Raw genomic sequence first — 19,186 nt, 5'->3', positions numbered from 1 at the left:
ACATGAAAAAGGCATTAATAACAGGTGTAACAGGACAAGATGGTTCTTATTTAGCAGAGTTTCTATTAGAAAAGGGATATGAAGTGCACGGTATGATTCGTCGCAGCTCTTCTTATAACCAAGAACGCTTAGAAGACTTACTTACTGAAGAGGAAGCTAATGCACTATTAAATAATCAAAACTTCCATCTTCATTATGGAGATGTTACCGATGCATTAAACATTACACGTGTTATTGGTGAAATTCAACCTGATGAAATTTATAATTTGGCTGCTCAATCACATGTCCGTGTATCTTTTGATATGCCTGGATATACATTAGATGTAGATGCTAAGGGTACATTAAATATCCTTGAAGCAGTTCGGATCTTAGGTCTAACAGAAAAAACTCGTGTATATCAAGCGTCAACATCTGAACTTTACGGAAAAGTTCAAGAGGTACCACAAAAAGAAACAACTCCATTTTATCCACGTTCTCCATATGGTGTGGCAAAAATTTATGGGTTTTGGATTACGAAGAATTACCGCGAATCTTATAATATGTTTGCAGTAAATGGTATTTTGTTTAATCATGAATCAGAGCGACGTGGTGAAACATTTGTAACGCGTAAAATTACGCTTGCAGCTGCACGTATCGCACAAGGAAAACAAAAAAAACTAACTTTAGGTAACTTAGACTCCTTACGTGACTGGGGATATGCCAAAGATTATATTGAGTGCATGTGGTTAATCCTTCAACATGATAAACCAGAGGATTTCGTTATTGCTACTGGAGAAATGCATACTGTACGTGAATTCGTAGAGCTTTCATTCAAACATGTTGGTGTTGAAATTGAATGGACTGGTCAAGGTGTAGCGGAAAAAGGTGTTAACAAAGCAACTGGAGAGGTAATCGTTGAAGTTGACCCTAAGTTCTTCCGTCCTGCAGAAGTTGACCAATTATTAGGAGATCCAACTAAGTCAAGGACCTTATTAGGTTGGAATCCAACCAAAACACCATTTGGGGAATTAGTTCGTATCATGGTTAGTGCTGATATGAAAAAAGTTGAAAAAGAAGATAGAGTTAAGAAAATGTTTGATTAAAAACTATGTTTCAAATAGTGAGTGATGATGAAGGGATCTTCTATATTATTACTCTTTTTTTGTTATTCCATTTTATTGAAAAGAAAAATAGTAACGATAACTGGCAAATGCTCTCGATAAGGTCTACACGCTTGACCTTTATATGAAGCTTAAAGATAAAATATAGAGGCTGGTGCATTCATAATTTGCACCATTAAAGTGTGCAGCCTCAATTGATAGGGAAGAGATACTGCATGGTCGAAAAAATGAAAACTGAAAAGAAAAAGCTTTTACTATATGCACATTACTATGTTCCTGATACTGCCTCAACCGGTCAAATTCTCCGCGAATTGGCTGAAGGAATGCTGGATAAGTTTGATATAACTGTCATCTGTGTTGTGCCAAGCTATTTGGGTACTGTCGAGGAAAAGTATAAAACTCAGAAGTACTACGAGGAAAACATTAATGGTGTGAAGGTATTACGCATCCGTGTTCCTGAATTTAGTAAAGCAAATAAATTTAGCAGGATTAAGAACATCCTAGCATACTTTTTTGGAGCTATGGCTGCCACGTTTAAATTGGGGGAAATGGATTACGTTTTCTCCATCTCTCAGCCGCCTATTTTGGGAGGCTTACTGGGGGTGTGGGGGAAATGGATGAAGCGAGCTAAATTTATTTATAACATCCAGGACTTCAATCCCGAACAGGTTATGGCTGTGGAGTACAGCAAGAGCAAGTTTGTAATTGGGGCAATGATGTTCATTGACAAATTCAGCTGTAAGAGGAGCAACCTCATTATCACAGTTGGTCGTGATCTTGTGGAGACAGTGCATAATCGATTCAAAGGCAAAAAAGTACCTAAGACTGTGATGATTAACAACTGGATTGATGAAAAGGAAATCTATCCGGTGGAAACAGATCACCCGAAGGTTAGTGCATTTAAGAAGCAGTACGGTCTCGAGAATAAATTCGTCATTATGTACTCTGGCAATATTGGCTTATACTATGACCTAGAGAATCTACTAAAAGTAATTGAAAAGTTCAAGCCAGGGACTAAGACGGCAGGTGGCCAAGAGGTAGTATTTGCCTTTGTCGGTGCAGGGTCTGTGCTGGACAAGTTGGTGATGTATAAGGGAGTTCATCATATGGATAATGTGGTATTTATCCCCTATCAGGATAAGGCTGATCTTGTATACAGCCTGAACTCTGCTGATGTTCACTGGTGCGTAAATGCAAAGGGAATCAAGGGTGTTTCCTGCCCGTCCAAATACTATGGCATCGCTGCAGCGTCAAAGAGTGTGCTTGCTGTGCTTGAAAAGAATTCTGAAATCCGTTGCATTATCGAGGAAACAAAAGGTGGCCTTTGCTCTGAGCCGGGTGATTATGAGTCAGTGGAGCAAAATATCCGCTGGTTTATCAAGAATGCCGGAACAGGAAAAATTGTTGAGATGGGTAAGCGTGGAAGAGAAAATCTGTTGCAGAATCTTACAAGAGATGTCTCTGTTAGAAAATATTCAGAAGAAATACTAAGTTGCGAGGTAAAACATGAGAATAGTACAAATTAACACGTTTCCCTACAAGGCAACTGGTAGTATTATGATGGGAATCCATAAACAACTAATTTCTTCAGGCCATGATTCTTATGTTGTTTGGGGACGAGGCAGAGATACAGAAGATTCAAATGAGATTGTAATTAAAGATGATATTGGTGTTAAAATTCACGGTGCATACACAAGAATTACAGATAAAACTGGATTTGCATCAAAAAGAGCAACAAAAAAGTTGTTAAAAAGGTTAGATGAGGTTCAACCAGAAATTATTCATTTGCATAACATTCATGGTTATTATCTGAATGTTGAAATGCTCTTTAATTATATTAGAAATCACAAAATACGGGTTGTGTGGACGCTGCACGATTGTTGGCCTATTACGGGGCATTGTGTGTATTTTGATATGGTGGGTTGCGAACGGTGGAAAATCGGTTGCCACAATTGCCCACAAAAAGAAACATACCCTTCTTCAAAGGTGTGGGATAACTCTAAATGGAATTGGAATAAGAAAAAAGAGTTATTTACAGGGCTGGATATTACATTGGTAACACCGAGTGAATGGTTGAAAGAAATAATGAAACTGTCATTCATGCATAATTACCCAATAAGCGTCCTATATAATGGTATCAATCTGGATGTTTTTCGACCAACACATAAAGAAAATGTTAGAAAGAAATACTCTCCAGAGAACAAGCCAATTGTTCTCGGTGTGGCAAGCGAATGGACTGAGCGTAAAGGCTTGAATGATTTCATCAAACTTTCAAAGTTGATGCCTATAATTCAATTTGTTGTAGTTGGATTAACAAAAGAGCAGTTGAAAAAGATGCCGCCCAATATTATCGCATTACAGAGGACTAGTAATATTCAAGAACTTGTTGAATTGTATTCTATGGCGGATATTTATTTCAATCCAACTTATGAAGATAATTTTCCTACGACTAATTTAGAGGCACTTGCATGCGGAACGCCAGTACTGACGTATGATACAGGCGGGAGCCCAGAAGCCATAATTATGGGTGAAAAAATAGTCGGAACCACTGTCGGCAGAATTGTGGAAAAGGTTGATTCGGCTACAGTCGATTTGGATAAGGTTAAAAGAGTACTTGAAGAAATGCTGCTAACGAATTCAATAGAGAATCAAAAAGTAAGTGATAATTGTTGTAAAGTTGCAAAACTGTTTGGCATGGAGGAACGATTAAAGCAGTATGTACCGCTCTATCAGAAATTATTATTTGACTGAAATGAAAGCAGCATCAGTTTACTCCATGAATGTGGATTGAATACTAAATGGAGGTAAGGCAATGTGAAAATTAAAAAGGTATTTTGGGTGATTGAAAGAAAGCTATTACACTTGTTGAACTATATAAATCCGCATTCGTATATGAAGCTGATGAATAAATACCTTAAAAGAATAGGCATTAACTTTCCGGAAGGAGAGGCAATTTATATTGATCCATCGGCACAGTTTGATGGTATTGATTATTCTTTAATAACAATTGGTAAAGATACCGTTATTTCAAAGGAAGTATTAATACTCACACACGACTTTTCGAATCTTAGAGCAATAAGTAGTATCGGCAGTCGAGGAAAAGGAAAACGAATATTGAAACCCGTCGAGATAGGGAATAATTGCTTTATTGGTGCGCGGACTATTATTTTGCCAGGAACCAAAATAGGGTCCAATACAATAGTAGGTGCGGGTAGCGTGGTTAAGGGTAACATACCCGATGGTGTGGTGATAGTTGGAAATCCGGCTCAAATTATAAAAACAACTAGGGAGTATGCGGAGGGGTATCTGAAAAGGGAAGGAATAATTTAATGAAATCACCACTTGTTAGTTTGATTTTACCGACTTACAATGTTGAAAAATTCTTGAAAGAATGTTTGGAATCCATAAGTAACCAAACTTATGGAAACATTGAAATCATTGTTGTTATAGATGGTGCAACAGATAATTCTTATGATATTGCTAAAACCTATGCTGATAAAGATACAAGGTTCAAAGTCTTCTGGCAGGAAAATGCGGGCTCTGGACCAGCACGAAATAAGGGTCTGAGTCACGCATCAGGTGAACTAATAATGTTTGTTGATCCTGATGATTGGATTGAACCTAATATGCTTGAAGAATACGTGAAGATGTATGAACAATATGGATCGGATCTAATTATAACTGGATACTATGAGGAATATATGACATCGGAAGGTGTCATTCGGAGAGAAAAACATTTATATAATAAAGAAATATCCACCCCATCCGAAGTGCATAGTAGCTATGTTTCATTGTTCTTGGATGAAGCTATTTGTGCACCAACGAGAATCCTGTATAAAAAAAGTATAATCGTTGAAAACCATATTTCCTTTCCAGATTTACGGAGATCTCAAGATATAGTTTTTAATTATCGCTATTATAACTTTGCCAAAAGTGTGTTGATAAGCGAGGATATTTTTTACCATTATAGAATTGAATCAGCAGTATATTTGCAGAAGTATAAAGTGGATTATTATAAGACTTTGTCCTTAATGTATAACGAAATTCTTGACTTACACAGAGGGTGGAATATCGAAATACCAAAGAACGAATGGGTCAGATTTAACAATAGATTTTTGGTATTAATTGGTTATTATATTGAGTCCTGCCTTCTCCAGAAAAATGATTATAAACCTGCAATGGATGATGAGACTTTAAAAACAATTGCTATTGAATCAAAACCAATAGATTTTTATCATAGAAGAGTGAGAAAGGCATTTTTATCTCATAATAAGAGTAACATCGAATTAATAGTTGGAATAAAAATGTTTGTGAGACGGCATCTACATTTTGTGTTTGAGTGTTTTAGAAAAGTAAAAAAGTATTGAAATCTAGTAAAAAAGTACGTACAAACCACAAATAATACGATTGGAAAGATAAGAGAAAAATGGAAAAGTATAGACCAAATATTATTACATCCATATTCATTGCCATCTCCTTAATTGAAACATTTTTTCTCGCGCTTGCTGAGGCACCTCGGAATGGTCTGGAATATATATTTCTTTTACCTTTGACATTTGGAATTTGCTTGTTAATGTTTAGAAGAATAAGCACATTTCAAACTGGTGGAATAGGATTGAAAGTAGCATATTTTATAGCGGTAATACGCTATATTATATTGCCGTTATTATTAATTCTATCCAAAGGCGAAGTATCAGCAATTCGAATGTCGACGGTTGCAGAACAATCGTATTACGCAGCTGTTATAATCCAATGTATCGAACTTGTAGTATTTTGTGCAACGATCAATTATTTTTACCCAAGAGTATATAATAGGGAACACCGAAAATACACTAACAGAGCTAGAAATAAATATCCACCTTACATTAATTTTCTGGGATGGTGTTTTTTAGTGGTTTTTGGGGCAATTCTTATATTAAGAATGCCAGTTTGGTTGCCAGCCCTAAAGATTTTCTTGATAAAAGAAAATTCAGCAGAAACGAAAATTCTATTAGAAAATACAATGTTAACATGTGTAAAAATTTCATTGTTGGCATATTTTGCCCAAAAAGCAGCTAAATATCAAAGTGGTACAAAAAAATATGTATTTTGGTTAATGTTAACTTTAATATGGCTCTTGTTTAATGCCCTGTCGTATTTTGGCACAAACAGGGTGTTTGTATTGGAAAATATAATAACCAGCATTATTATAGTTTGCGTTGCATTACCTAAAGCAAGAAAATGGGTTGCTTTAATAGTTTTACCATTGAGCTTTGTCTTAATGTTTTCTATGGTTATAGTAAAACAGTTTGATTTAACATCTGCAGGCCAGTTTTCTGCGTCTACTCTTTCGATAGAGGGAGTATCAAATACTGTTGAGGAATATGTTAACGGACCATGGACTATAGCTCAAACATACTCATCGGCGGCTGATGTTGCATCGCTTGAAAGAGTTCATGCCTTCTCTAGAGACTGGATTGGAGGATTAAGTGGCATTTCGGATTTGCCAATTATTAAAGAGCTTGTTCAGTCAACTAGTAATTGGCGCTCATCTTCTCAAATAATGAAAGAATCATTTCAAGCATATGACAGAGGACAAATGCTATCATTTTCAGGAGAGGTATTTATTTGGTTTGGTACAACTGTAGGCTGGTTGCTTTTTCCTTTATTAAACTATTTAGCAGCCAGATGTTTAATATATATAGAAGTTAAATCAAAAATCGTTGACGGCTTATTATACAAATATATGTATGTTTGGTTGAGTATTTTATTTGGGTTAACATACTGCTATTGTGTAGAGACAATTGTCTTCTGCTGGGCTAAATTTATTTTCATTTATTGGTGCTTCTTGAAGATTAACTCCATCCCGTTGACAATAAGTGCTGGGGGTAAGAGGTGAAGATATGAATATTAAGAGGTTGTTATTGAAAGTTAAGGTTAGGATAACTCCATCAAAATATCCTCTGACCTGAAGATTTTGTTGAGTTATTCAGGTTGGAGGGTATTAAATAGGGAAAGGAACTGTATTTTTGGGGGATAGAATACAAAATGTTGATACAAAGAGACCATGGTTTATAAAGTAGGGGAATAATGCAAAATATCATCGGGGTGTGCAATTTTAGCTCATGACTATTAAAGATAAGTACTGAGGCGAAAATATTACGATATTATTTGTAAAGCTCTAGAAACCACTATAGGAGATAATGTTTTGATAGGTTTGAACTCAATAATTTTAATGGGTGCACATATAATAGGTAACAATGTGATTGTTTGAGCAGATAGCGCTGTAAGGAGTAACATCCCGGATGACATTATACTTGTAGGAATTCCTGCGGGTGTCATAAGAACGTTGGATGAACATTATTTGCGAAGGAAAGAACTTTAAATTAATGAAGCAAAGTTATATACAAGATCTTTTTACAGAGAAAATAGAATGATTCCGTAGATACAAGAGATGATAGCATTCTTCCAGCTGTTTCTTGGAAGAAAGTCCGATGTTTTAAGTAAGTATGGTATTTAAGTAAAATGAGCTGGCGATGAACCACAAGAGATAATGGAGACTTTTTATTAACTGCCCCGGTTATAAGAGCAATGAAGATTTTATTGATGATGCGATGAAACCGGATATGTGGATGAAAGCCGCAGGGGGAAATGAAAATTTGAGAGTGTTTAAACTTCTAAAGTATATAATATCTTTTCCAAAAATTGTTTATTTCAATTTTAAGGTGTTTGATTTTCACACGGCATTAAAATTACCTGTTTTCTTACATTATCATGTCAAATTTGGGAACCTGTATAAAGGATGCGTCGAGATAAAGCAACATACTCTATTTCCGGGGATGATAAAGCTTGGATGCGGAATGGGCAGCCCAGGTGTCTTCACAGGATCATATCCTCGGTATAGTGGTGGTGGATTTATTGGAGCTAAGACCGGAGGGAAAATTGTGTTTGAAGGGAAAGCACAAATTGCTGGTGGATTTTCACTTAAGGCAGACAACGGAGGCATTATTTATTTAGGTGATAATTTTACGGCAAACTCCTATTCATTTATATCCGCTAATAAACTAATTAAGTTTGGAAAAGATTGTACATTAGGATGGAACGTTTCAGTCAGAGATGTAGATGGCCATGATATCTTTTTAAAGGATGATGATTCCAAGGTACCAATTAACCATAATAGAGAAGTTATTATCGGTGAAAAGGTTTGGATTGCGGCAAAGGTAGACATTCTTAAGGGAACTGTGATTCCTGATCATTGTGTAATAGCATATGGAACATTGGTTGCAGGCAAAGTTTTTACAGAAAGCAACTGTATTATTGGCGGTGCACCATTAAAAATATTAAAACATAGCATTGATTGGTCTGTATGAGCTAACGGGTAGTTTAGGTAAGAAAGGAACAGAAGTATGAAAATAAAAGTGAATGTAGATTTATCTTCGGCTAATAATTTTGGTAGCGGCATTTGTGTCTTTGAGAACGAAATTGTATCGCGTTTGGCAACTAGCAGCAGCTTAGCTTTGCATGGATGCGCAAATTATCGTAGAGCATTTTCTAAAGCCGATTATGCTCGTTTTCCATTTGATGTTACCTATTCAAAGGTTCCTCATAAGCTGGTCTATAACCACTATTTACCGATCTCTTACGATGGAATGATGAAGAACCGAGCCGATGTCTCTTTGTTTTGTACGTATGTATTGCCAAATGTTAGGTACAATGGACCTGTTATTAGCTGCATACATGATATTATATTGATCAAAACAAAAGCCGAGGCGAAGAAAGTAATTGAACATCATGACAAAGTCATTAGACATACTATTGACAATTCATCAGCAATTTTGACTGTTTCTAATGCGACGAAAGCCGACTTGATTGATATTTATGGTGTTTCAGAGGATAAAATTACCGTAGTGTATAATGGCGTTGATTCTGAAGTGTATAATAAAAAAATACTGGATGAGGAAAAAACGAGAGTTAAGAAAAAATACGGATTACCAGAGAAGTTTTTTCTTTATTTTGGCGGAATTAGAAAACATAAAAATGTTGATAATATCATCCGTGCATATGCTATGCTGGATGCCAAAGATAAAGAAGAGATTAAGCTAGTGATAACTAATGGAAGTAATTCCCTGAAGCAATTGGTATGTGAACTTGGCGAAGACAATAATGTTATCTTTACTGGCTTCATTGATGACACCGATAAAGTGGCGATTTATCAACTGGCAATGATTTCGATGTTTGTTTCTTTTTATGAGGGATTTGGCATTCCAATAATTGAGGCAATGGCAGCTGGGACCCCTGTAATTACTTCGAATACTTCATCCATGCCTGAGGCAGCAGGAGATGCAGCTTTGCTGGTAAATCCATATTCTGTCGAAGAAATATCTCAAGCGATGAAGAGATTGATTAGTGATCCTACTTTATACAATGAATTGGTTCTGCGGGGGTACAAGAATGCACGCAGGTTTGATTGGGATAAGTCTGCAAAGATTGTTGAAGATTTGATAATAAAAACAGCTGGAAGGTAATAGATTCTATTTTGAATAAAATGACATTGCCTTCCGATGAAGAATTGGGAGGAACTGAAAGTTGAATGTATGGTTAATTAAAAGGAAGATTCGCAGAGAGCAGACTCGATTATTTAATGTTGCCTATGATGTTAAATGGTTTTTTTCAAATAGGAAAACAAGCGAAGTATGTTTGAATAGAATTCCAAGGCCTTGTGAAATCATTGTTTCTCTTACTACCTTTCCAGAAAGAATTATTTCTTGCGTAAAAACAATCCGATCTATTCTTAATCAAAAGGATATCAAACCTGACAGGGTTGAATTATGGTTGGCGTATGATCAATTTCCCAACGGAGAAAAAAATTTACCAACAGAAATGTTGGAATTAAAGTCATTAGGTTTGGAAATATGTTGGTGTGAAGATTTACGCTCGTATAAAAAACTTATTCCAGCTCTTATAAAGCATCCTGATAGCATTATAGTCACTGCTGATGACGATGTGTACTATAATGAACATTGGCTAGAAAGGCTATATAATTCATACTTAAATATGCCTCAATATGTCCATTGTCATCGAGCAACCAAGATGGTGTTTGAAAATAATGGTTTCAAAACAATTCCAGGGGGATTAAGTTATTATTCTGAGCCTTCATATTTGAATAAATTAGTTGGAATAGGCGGCGTTTTATATCCGCCGAAAATATTATATAAGGATGTAACAGATGTTGAACGCTTTATGAAATTGGCACCGACAAATGATGATATCTGGTTTTGGTTAATGGCGGTTAAAGCAAATACGAAAATATCAGTAGTGCAGGGAAATATACCGCAACCTGTGGATGTATTATTAGCAGATAAAAGTCCAAAATTAACTAATATAAATGATCGCGGGCAGAAATTGTTTTGGATTCAATTTGATCAGATTCTCTCGGCTTACCCGGAAATTAAAGAAAAATTAATTTCCTCTTGGAGAGATTTTAAAGGAATAGAGTGAGGATGCATAAATGAATGATGCAATGAGAAAAATTATGGACGATGTACAGTGGATGTTGCCAAGGAAAATGGCGCATTCAATTGTACATTTTAGATTCAATAAGAAGTTAATGCCTTGGAAAAACCCTAAAACATATGATGAGAAATTGAGGTGGCTTCTTGCTAATTGCTATGGAAAGAACGAGAGCATGTATGCCGATAAATATGAAGTGAGAGACTATGTGAAGTCTTGTGGGTTAGAGGAAATACTGATTCCGTGTTATGGAGTATGGAATTCCTCAGATGAAATAGATGTATCAAAATTGCCAGAAAGTTTTATTCTGAAGGCTACACATGGGACTGGCTCTGATTGCTATGCGATCGTTAAAGATAAATCTGATACAATTGCACTTAACGCAGCATTTAAGAAAATGGATGCCGCACTAAAAATTAATATCGCGAAAATTGGGTGCCAGTATCAGTATGCCCATATTAAGCCCCGTATTATTTGCGAAGGTCTATTGCATAATGGGGGCAAACCAATGACTGACTATAAAGTGGTTTGTATAAATGGAAAGCCAGAATATATTCTTGTATGTAGCGATCGAGATGAGGGGAGAGACTATTTCGATGTGAATTGGAATCATCTCGATGACTTTATTAAACCTGAATTTATGTGTAAACATGCCGTAAAGAAACCGGAAAACCTAGAAAAAATGTTGAAATGTGCTGAAGTCCTTTCAAAGCCGTTTGCAGTAGTCAGAATTGACTTTTATAATGTCGGCGGTTGTGTATACTTTGGGGAAATCACTCTTACACCATCTACATGCTATCATGGTAACCTAACGTACAAAGCTGAAATGGAAATTGGTAATAAGATTAAGTTGCCCAATTTGGTGTAACAAGGGAAGGCTATATCAATGAGTAAAGGTAGAGTAGAAAAATCATTAAGAAATTCAACACTTTCATTAACTGCTCAAATCGTGTCAGTAGCATTGAGCTTTGTAGTAAGGACAATTTTTATTAAACATCTTGGAAATAGCTATTTGGGTATTGATGGTCTGTTTACAAATATCCTATCGTTATTGTCTTTTGCGGAACTAGGGTTTGGGACTGCAATTGTATACGCGATGTATAAGCCATTAGCAGATAATGATGAGAAACAAATATCGGCATTTATGAATTTCTATGCAAAGATTTATCGTAGCATAGGAGGGTTCATATTAATTGGTGGAGCTTGCTTGATTCCTTTTCTAGACTTCTTTATTGGAGACAAATCACAAATTCCTGCAGATTTACCACCATTGTATATAGTATATATGTTATATATATTAAATACTGCTGCTGGATATTTCTTCAATTATAAAAGATCAATTGTCTTAGCAAGTCAAAATGGGTACATTGATTCTCTTAATCAGTTGGCCTTTAATACTCTCAGAAATATTCTCCAGATTTTTGTGCTTATCATATTTCATTCTTTTATTTTATATTTGTTAATCCAAATTGTTTGTACGTTTTTGGGTAATATCTTTATATCCCTAAAGGCTGACAAGTTATTTCCATTTCTAAAACTGGGAAAAAGGGAAAAACTCGATAATTTGACAATTCGCTCCATATTAAAAAATGTTTCGGCGATGACTTTTCACAAGTTGGGTTCGGTCGTTGTTGGAGGAACTGACAGTATTTTAATTACAAAATTTGTAAGTCTTGTTGCGACGGGTCAATACTCTAATTATGTCTTGTTGACATCAACTGTAAAAAACGTTTATTTGCAAATTTTGTCACCACTTACTGCAAGCGTTGGAAATTTAATTGCAACAGAGAGTAAGGAAAAAAGTTACGCATTCTTTAAGAGAATATTGTTTATGAATTCATATATTGCAATTTTTTGCACTGTTTGCCTGACTTACTTATCAAATCCCTTTATTGAACTTTTTTGGGGAAAAGATTCCATGTTTTCAATGTCTCTTGTATTGCTGATAATGACAAATTTTTATATAAATTCTATAAGGAAAACCGCGCAGATGTTTATTGATACAACTGGATTATTTTGGCAGATCAGGTGGAAATCCCTCGTGGAAGCTATCATTAATTTGGGAGCTTCGATTTTTTTTGCATCGACATTAAATATGGGAATTACAGGCATTGTATTAGGAACAATTGTAAGTAATGTTACAACGAATGTTTGGTGGGAACCATATGTTGTCTATAAATTTTTCTTTGAGAAGCCACTTTATTTGTATTTTGTAGACTATAGTAAAAATCTGATTTGTTTGATTTTGTCGTTTATTGTATCCTATAAATTAATTATGCTTACAGGATCAGGTATTTCAGGATTTGCACTGAAATGCATAATATCTGCATTAATACCTAATATTGTTATATTTCTATTATTTTCAAGAACTGATGAGTATAAATATTTTGTGAATCTATTGACTAACGTGATTAGGAAAAGAGTGATAAAGAGTAATTAAATCTGTTTGCTTTTTGTTTTCCAGATGTTGATCCCACTGAATGCTAAAGTACACATTAACAGTGATCCTCATGCATTAGGCTCTTGCAAACTTAAACCAGAGTGAAATAGAAGATGTACTATTCGATATAGGCTTATATATGTACAATCATTGGTGCCTGTCACAACCCGTTTTTTGTCAATAATTGTAGATTAATAAGCTTTATGTTAAGGTATGCTATTAATCAAGAGGAGAGAGTCAACCAGTTTGCATTGGTTGATTTTTTTTTGTTATTCGCGTCATATGAATTTTCACAAGTTTGTAAGATACAAATGAAGAATGTCAATTGAGGGAACAATTGGGATTATTAGTATTGGAAAAAATCTTGTATAATTAATTTTATTGTAAATAACTTGCTCTCAAGTAATAAAATACATCAAAAAAATAGTAAATATATTGAAGGTGGGACAAATATGAAAATAGCAGTAGCTGGAACTGGATATGTTGGCTTAGTAACCGGTGTCTGTCTGGCTGAACATAGACATTCTGTTACTTGTGTAGATATAGATGATAATAAAGTAGCCCTAATGAAAGCAGGGATTTCCCCTATTTATGAACCTGGGCTTGAAGAATTATTGGTTAATAATTTGGATAGATTGAATTTTACAACTGAATATAAAGAAGCATATCAAGATGCAGATGTTATTTTTATAGGTGTTGGAACTCCAGAAAAGCAAGATGGTTCGGCTAATTTAAGTTATGTATACGGAGTAGCTGAACAAATTGCTGAAAGTATTGAGAAAGACTGTGTAATAGTAGTTAAATCGACAGTACCAATTGGTACAAATGATAAAATTGAAGAGATGATTAAATCAAGATTGGTGCATGATGTCACTGTATATGTAGCTTCAAATCCTGAGTTTTTGGCACAAGGTACTGCCGTAAGGGATACACTTAACTCCTCTAGAATTGTCATAGGTGTCGAAGAGCCATATGCAGGTGAAGTTTTAAAAGAAGTTTACAAGGATTTTGGTGCACCGATTGTGGTTACAAATAGGAAAAGTGCCGAGATGATTAAGTATGCATCCAATGATTTTCTCGCACTGAAAATCTCTTTTATCAATGAGATAGCGAACCTTTGTGAAATAATTGGAGCAGATATAGAAGATGTCACTCTAGGGATGGGGTATGATCAAAGGATTGGAGATCGCTTTTTAAATGCTGGAATTGGCTACGGTGGTTCTTGTTTTCCTAAGGATACAAAAGCATTGCACTGGCTGGCGAATTTCCATGATAACGAGTTAAAAACAGTTAAGGCAGCAATTGATGTAAACGAAAATCAAAAACTAAAATTAATAAAGAAGTCTCGTAAGTATTTTGATAGTTTTAATGGTTTGAATGTGGCTGTACTAGGATTAACCTTCAAGCCGGGGACAGATGATTTAAGAGAGGCTCCTACTCTAGTGAATATACCTATTATGCTTGAAGATGGGGCAAACATAAAAGCATGGGACCCTGTTGGAGTTGAGAATTTCAAGAAAAAGTACCCTGATGAAATTACTTATTGTAATACCATTGAAGACACAATCAAGGATGCTGATGTATGCTTTATCTTTACAGAATGGGACGAAGTTAGAGACTTTGATTTATCAAAGTATAGTAAGTTAATGAAAACTCCAATCATCCTTGATGGGAGAAACTGTTATGACTTGACAAGTGTCAAAAACGCAAATATAACTTATGATTCAATTGGTAGAGAAACAGTAAATAATTTTGAAGTCTCTCTAGTATAATATTTACCTTGAAAGATTCTATTATTATGCAATTTTAAATTAATATAAGGTAAATGCGGTAATTAATTTTCAATGAGTTGCACCAACGCTTGCATACAATCAAATCAGGTCCAAGTGGCCTGATTTTTTATGGAGGGATATTATGAAACTCGTATTACTTTCCGGAGGTTCAGGGAAGCGCCTTTGGCCATTATCAAATGATACAAGGTCAAAACAGTTTTTAAAGGTATTAGAAAGTAATAAAGAAGAGAAACAATCAATGGTACAGCGTGTTTGGGGGCAATTGGAAACAGTTGGCCTCTCTGATTCTTCTGTCATTGCAACTTCTAAAATGCAAAGAGATATGATTCATAGCCAAATTGGAATGGATATCCCGCTTATTATTGAGCCTGAACGTCGTGATACATTCCCTGCTATTGCTTTAGCTGCTTCATATCTATTTTCTATACAAAATGTTTCTGAAGATGAAGTGGTTGTAGTATTGCCGGTGGATCCATACGTAGATGATAGTTTTTTTGAGAAGGTAAAAGAATTAGAGAATGTTTTACAAGATTCTAATGCCGATTTGGCGTTAGTTGGTGTGAAACCTACTTATCCTTCTTCAAAATATGGCTATATTGTACCTAAAGAATCAGTGGATGGAGACCGCCATTTTACAGTCAATCATTTTATGGAAAAACCAAGTGAAGAAAAGGCTCAGACTCTTATCGATATGAATGCGCTCTGGAACTGTGGTGTATTTGCTTTTAAACTAAAATATATCATTGATTTATTAGTTGAAAAAGGTTGGCCTCTTCATTATGATAAGCTATCACTTCATTATAAGGATCTCCCTAAGATTAGCTTCGATTATGAAGTAGTCGAAAAGGCGAACCATATTGTGGCTCTTCCTTATGCTGGCTATTGGAAGGATCTTGGGACATGGAATACATTAACAGAAGAGATGGCTACATCACAAATTGGTAAAGGTGTATTAAGTAATGATTCAGTAAATACACACTTAATCAATGAACTTGATATCCCAGTTACCATTATTGGTCTAAATGATGTTGTCGTAGCTGCAAGTCCTGATGGAATTTTAGTCTCAGACAAAGCATCGAGTCCGAAAATTAAGGAACTAATTAGTGAGTTTGAACAGCCGCCAATGTATGAAGAGCGCATCTGGGGCTGGTCTCGTGTCCTTGATTATGCTAAGTATGATGATGGAAACGAAATGGTCACTAAACGAATTTGTATTCACGGAGGGAAAAATTCAAGCTATCATTACCATAACCTGCGTGATGAGGTTTGGACCATTGTCCGCGGTGAAGGTGAATTAGCGTTAGATGATTATATTACTCGTGTAAAAGCAGGGGATATCATCCACCTTCCAGCAGGTAAGAAGCATGGAATTAAGGCATTTACAGAACTTGAATTTGTTGAGGTTCAAACTGGGATTGGCATAAGTGACCAAGATTTTACTCGTTTGTATTTTGAATGGGATGATGTCATTAACCATTTCCAAAAATCAAAGGCAAAAGTTATCTTATAACAATTAGGGAGAGGACTTTTGTCCTTTCCCTTCTTTTTTATTGTCGAGGTGAATCATATGAAAACCATTGCCTATTATATTTCTGATTATGGGTATGGGCATGCTTCAAGAAGTATTGCGGTTATACGAAAACTTTTAAAAGACAATGAAGTCAAAATTTTTGTTTGCCATTCCTTTGCTCTATCTTTTATAAAAGAGTCCCTTCACTCTAATCGTGTAAGTTTTAGAACTATAAAGACAGATGTGGGTTACTTTCTGGAAAAGGATTCGATTCATCCTGATAAAAAGCGATTATTTGAGGAATATAGAAATTTCGTCGATGATTGGGACTTCAAGGTTGAGCAGGAGAAAGAGTTTTTAAAGTTAAATCAGATTGACTTAGTTGTTTCAGATATTTCACCACTCCCATTTGAAGCGGCTCAAAGATTGGATATTCCTTCTATTGGTCTTTCTAATTTTTCATGGTATACGGCTTATCAGAATTTAATTGATGACGGAGAACTAAAGGCATACAAAGCGGCCTATCAAAAGATGACACATTTCTACTCTTTGGCAGGAAGCAATGAAAATTGGAATGTCCCAACCAATCATTATGGATTTTTTTCTAGAGAAGTAGATTGGCAAGAGGTTCAAAGAATTAGAAAGTTGATTAACCCAGATGAGACTCGGAATGTCATTTTTCTAGGACTTGGAATGAAAATAGACGTGGGTTCACTTGAGGAACTTCCCATTTGGGACAGCCCGAACTGCGTATTTTTAGTATCCTCAAATGTTCATGTTAATCGTCCAAATGTATTTCAAATTCCAAGTGATTATTTGGAATCTCAAAATTATATTGCTGCATCGGATCTAGTCATTTCAAAAGCAGGATGGGGAATGATTGGGGAGGCAATAAGTGCTAATGTCCCTTTATTAATCCTTAATCGAGCATCCATGAAAGAGGATCAAAATACGATCAATTATCTAAAGAAACATCATCTTTGTCATACAATCGAATGGGATGATTTCAAGGACTATCAAGTTGACGCGTCAACCATAAATTGTGTGGAAAGGGAAATGAGAAAGAATATCTCATCTAATAATAATGAAGCAGATAAGATAGCAAAGGACATCCTGAAAATAATGAAATAATTCTATTTATACATCTTGGGTAAGGGGGATTTACGTTGACTTGGTTACATAATACTCCTTTTTCTACAAACTTAAGATAAGTGATATTTTTAAAATAGAAGGGAGGTTGTATAGATGAATAAAAGAAAAGGTTGGATCCTAGCATCGATTCTTTGGATGGCATTAATTTTTTGCTTCACACAGCTTCCGTATTTTACTGGAGAAAAAACATCCAAGGCTATTCAACATGTAGTAGTGAAAGAGCACAATACTATTCACACACCTAGTGCGGACCATGAAGAGATTAATGTACTGAACCTGATCGTAAGGAAAGCAACACATGTTACGGTATTCGGGATACTAGCTCTATTATTGTTTAAATCACTTGAAATCTATCGATATTCTTATATTCTTTCATGGGTGCTAACCTTTCTTTATGCGGTAACAGATGAATTCCATCAATCGTTTATGCCAGGAAGAGTTTCATCTTTTAGGGATGTCTTGTTTGATTCTCTTGGAGCCTTTCTTGTTCTGTCATTCATTTTATTGATTAATAGAAAGAGAAAGCTAAGTTATTCAACAAAAGTTATCAATTAGAGTGAAAATTAAGCCTGGTGACATGTTAAAGGACCGAGCGGAACGGTTCAAGTATTATATGAAGGCACATTAGTATTGGAGACCCAGAACAATTTGAGTTGAAGAAGGGTACACATTTGATTCTTCCTGTCGGTTTCGGAGATTTTGAATAAGATGGGGAATATGAAAATTATCGTTTCGGATACCTAAGATACACTTTTTTTGTATGCTAAATCCTCCCGCTTTACGGTGGATTTTTTTGAAAACCTACCATAAAACGGGAATAGCGATTTGGAATCTAGTACATTATACCGTACTTTATTATATGGATATGTACACTATGAATGAATCATCATTTGAATAACTAATTTAATCCAACCGAAAAACGCAAACCATAATGGAACACTTAAAGACGTCCCCCACAATAATCCTAATAAAAGATTCCCTTGCTTGTCCATGAAATCCACTCCTATTGTTAGTTGTAGATAAATCTGGTAATGCACGGTTCAGTTTTTTAGTATATTTGTAAACGCTTTCAGTTTTCTTTTTTATATGATAACCAAATATGGATGGGGAATAAAGTAGAAATATGCAAATAACATGCAAAATATTTCGACAGATTCACTTATTAGACTTTTTATGTCAAGGGGGGGACCAATCTATTATTTACTATTTTTCAATTGGAACGAGAGTGCCTCTCCTTAGTGAAAGATTTTACGTAGGATAAAATAGACGATTCCCCATAAAGGAATGGATAAAAGAATCCCCCAAAGGCAGCCCCTGCCGAAATTTCGCCCATCTTCCTTCTCTGCCATATGTATCACTCCACTTCCGAAACAGGTTGCTTATCACTATTTAACCATGTATGGATGAACGGTTATATTTAATTCGTTCGATGAATAGTTACAAATTTTATGGCATTGTCGAACAGAATCAATAATGAAGGTGTTTGCAATTGCCAGATTATTAACATATAAATAGGTTATTTGCTCTATTTATTACTAGAAACAATTAGTATATTATCAATAAAAACACATAGTTCGTACGAAAGGGCAAATCCATTGAAAAGTGGAGGCGCAAAACTAAAGGGGCTAAGGTTCTAAAACTATGCCAGCCAGCTGCCGAATATGATCACCTTACGACGGATTATGAATATACTCTGGGAGGT

General features: G+C 35.3%; 15 protein-coding genes and 1 riboswitch. All 15 genes read left to right on the top strand.

The genetic code is table 11. From position 1 onward, the window contains the following. The first annotated feature begins 2 nt into the window (after positions 1-2). Positions 3-1,082, top strand: coding sequence for a GDP-mannose 4,6-dehydratase (gene gmd / locus ACE198_RS01875; protein ID WP_375374530.1), 1,080 nt, complete (start codon positions 3-5; stop codon positions 1,080-1,082). 233 nt (positions 1,083-1,315) lie between these two features. Next, a complete protein-coding gene (locus tag ACE198_RS01870) occupies positions 1,316-2,626 on the top strand; it encodes a glycosyltransferase family 4 protein (RefSeq protein WP_375374529.1) in 1,311 nt (436 codons plus the stop codon). Then, entirely contained in the window at positions 2,607-3,851 is a 1,245-nt protein-coding gene (locus ACE198_RS01865) for a glycosyltransferase (RefSeq protein WP_375374528.1), read from the top strand. Before ACE198_RS01870 ends, ACE198_RS01865 begins: the two co-directional genes overlap by 20 nt. A gap of 63 nt (positions 3,852-3,914) precedes the next feature. Next, entirely contained in the window at positions 3,915-4,430 is a 516-nt protein-coding gene (locus tag ACE198_RS01860; RefSeq protein ID WP_375374527.1) for an acyltransferase, read from the top strand. Further along, positions 4,430-5,467, top strand: coding sequence for a glycosyltransferase family 2 protein (locus tag ACE198_RS01855; RefSeq protein ID WP_375374526.1), 1,038 nt, complete (start codon positions 4,430-4,432; stop codon positions 5,465-5,467). Before ACE198_RS01860 ends, ACE198_RS01855 begins: the two co-directional genes overlap by 1 nt. Before the next feature lie 59 nt (positions 5,468-5,526). Further along, positions 5,527-6,978, top strand: a complete 1,452-nt coding sequence (locus ACE198_RS01850; RefSeq protein ID WP_375374525.1) for a hypothetical protein — start codon at positions 5,527-5,529, stop codon at positions 6,976-6,978. Positions 6,979-7,738: 760 nt separating this feature from the next. Beyond that, positions 7,739-8,449, top strand: coding sequence for an acyltransferase (locus ACE198_RS01845; RefSeq protein WP_375374524.1), 711 nt, complete (start codon positions 7,739-7,741; stop codon positions 8,447-8,449). A gap of 36 nt (positions 8,450-8,485) precedes the next feature. Next, on the top strand, positions 8,486-9,604 hold the full coding sequence (locus ACE198_RS01840; RefSeq protein ID WP_375374523.1) for a glycosyltransferase family 4 protein: 1,119 nt from the start codon (positions 8,486-8,488) through the stop codon (positions 9,602-9,604). 61 nt (positions 9,605-9,665) lie between these two features. After that, positions 9,666-10,577 carry a hypothetical protein gene (locus ACE198_RS01835; RefSeq protein WP_375374522.1) on the top strand — a complete coding sequence of 304 codons (912 nt, stop codon included), beginning with the start codon at positions 9,666-9,668 and terminating at the stop codon, positions 10,575-10,577. A 10-nt stretch (positions 10,578-10,587) separates the two neighbouring features. Then, on the top strand, positions 10,588-11,457 hold the full coding sequence (locus ACE198_RS01830; RefSeq protein WP_375374521.1) for an ATP-grasp fold amidoligase family protein: 870 nt from the start codon (positions 10,588-10,590) through the stop codon (positions 11,455-11,457). An 18-nt stretch (positions 11,458-11,475) separates the two neighbouring features. Next, positions 11,476-13,029: a lipopolysaccharide biosynthesis protein gene (locus ACE198_RS01825; RefSeq protein WP_375374520.1), complete on the top strand. Its 1,554-nt coding sequence runs from the start codon at positions 11,476-11,478 to the stop codon at positions 13,027-13,029. Positions 13,030-13,481: 452 nt separating this feature from the next. Then, positions 13,482-14,801 (top strand): UDP-glucose dehydrogenase family protein, encoded by a 1,320-nt coding sequence (locus ACE198_RS01820; RefSeq protein ID WP_375374519.1) that lies wholly within the window; start codon positions 13,482-13,484, stop codon positions 14,799-14,801. A 142-nt stretch (positions 14,802-14,943) separates the two neighbouring features. Then, positions 14,944-16,332, top strand: coding sequence for a sugar phosphate nucleotidyltransferase (locus ACE198_RS01815; RefSeq protein ID WP_375374518.1), 1,389 nt, complete (start codon positions 14,944-14,946; stop codon positions 16,330-16,332). A gap of 57 nt (positions 16,333-16,389) precedes the next feature. Continuing rightward, the gene (locus ACE198_RS01810) at positions 16,390-17,463 is read left to right on the top strand and encodes a glycosyltransferase family protein (RefSeq protein ID WP_375374517.1); all 1,074 of its coding nucleotides are present in this window, start codon (positions 16,390-16,392) and stop codon (positions 17,461-17,463) included. A 114-nt stretch (positions 17,464-17,577) separates the two neighbouring features. Continuing rightward, the gene (locus ACE198_RS01805; protein WP_375374516.1) at positions 17,578-18,039 is read left to right on the top strand and encodes a VanZ family protein; all 462 of its coding nucleotides are present in this window, start codon (positions 17,578-17,580) and stop codon (positions 18,037-18,039) included. 1,020 nt (positions 18,040-19,059) lie between these two features. Beyond that, positions 19,060-19,144: riboswitch (cyclic di-GMP riboswitch) on the top strand. The last annotated feature ends 42 nt before the right edge of the window (positions 19,145-19,186 follow it).

The sequence above is a fragment of the Neobacillus sp. KR4-4 genome, assembly GCF_042136325.1.
Classification (GTDB): Bacteria; Bacillota; Bacilli; order Bacillales; family Cytobacillaceae; genus Neobacillus.
This window is presented reverse-complemented; position numbering and strand designations above follow the sequence as displayed.

Coding starts and splice junctions, on each gene's coding strand:
- gmd (WP_375374530.1), top strand. CDS start 3: ATGAAAAAGGCATTAATAACAGGTGTAACAGGACAAGATGGTTCTTAT.
- ACE198_RS01870 (WP_375374529.1), top strand. CDS start 1,316: ATGGTCGAAAAAATGAAAACTGAAAAGAAAAAGCTTTTACTATATGCA.
- ACE198_RS01865 (WP_375374528.1), top strand. CDS start 2,607: ATGAGAATAGTACAAATTAACACGTTTCCCTACAAGGCAACTGGTAGT.
- ACE198_RS01855 (WP_375374526.1), top strand. CDS start 4,430: ATGAAATCACCACTTGTTAGTTTGATTTTACCGACTTACAATGTTGAA.
- ACE198_RS01850 (WP_375374525.1), top strand. CDS start 5,527: ATGGAAAAGTATAGACCAAATATTATTACATCCATATTCATTGCCATC.
- ACE198_RS01840 (WP_375374523.1), top strand. CDS start 8,486: ATGAAAATAAAAGTGAATGTAGATTTATCTTCGGCTAATAATTTTGGT.
- ACE198_RS01830 (WP_375374521.1), top strand. CDS start 10,588: ATGAATGATGCAATGAGAAAAATTATGGACGATGTACAGTGGATGTTG.
- ACE198_RS01825 (WP_375374520.1), top strand. CDS start 11,476: ATGAGTAAAGGTAGAGTAGAAAAATCATTAAGAAATTCAACACTTTCA.
- ACE198_RS01820 (WP_375374519.1), top strand. CDS start 13,482: ATGAAAATAGCAGTAGCTGGAACTGGATATGTTGGCTTAGTAACCGGT.
- ACE198_RS01815 (WP_375374518.1), top strand. CDS start 14,944: ATGAAACTCGTATTACTTTCCGGAGGTTCAGGGAAGCGCCTTTGGCCA.
- ACE198_RS01810 (WP_375374517.1), top strand. CDS start 16,390: ATGAAAACCATTGCCTATTATATTTCTGATTATGGGTATGGGCATGCT.
- ACE198_RS01805 (WP_375374516.1), top strand. CDS start 17,578: ATGAATAAAAGAAAAGGTTGGATCCTAGCATCGATTCTTTGGATGGCA.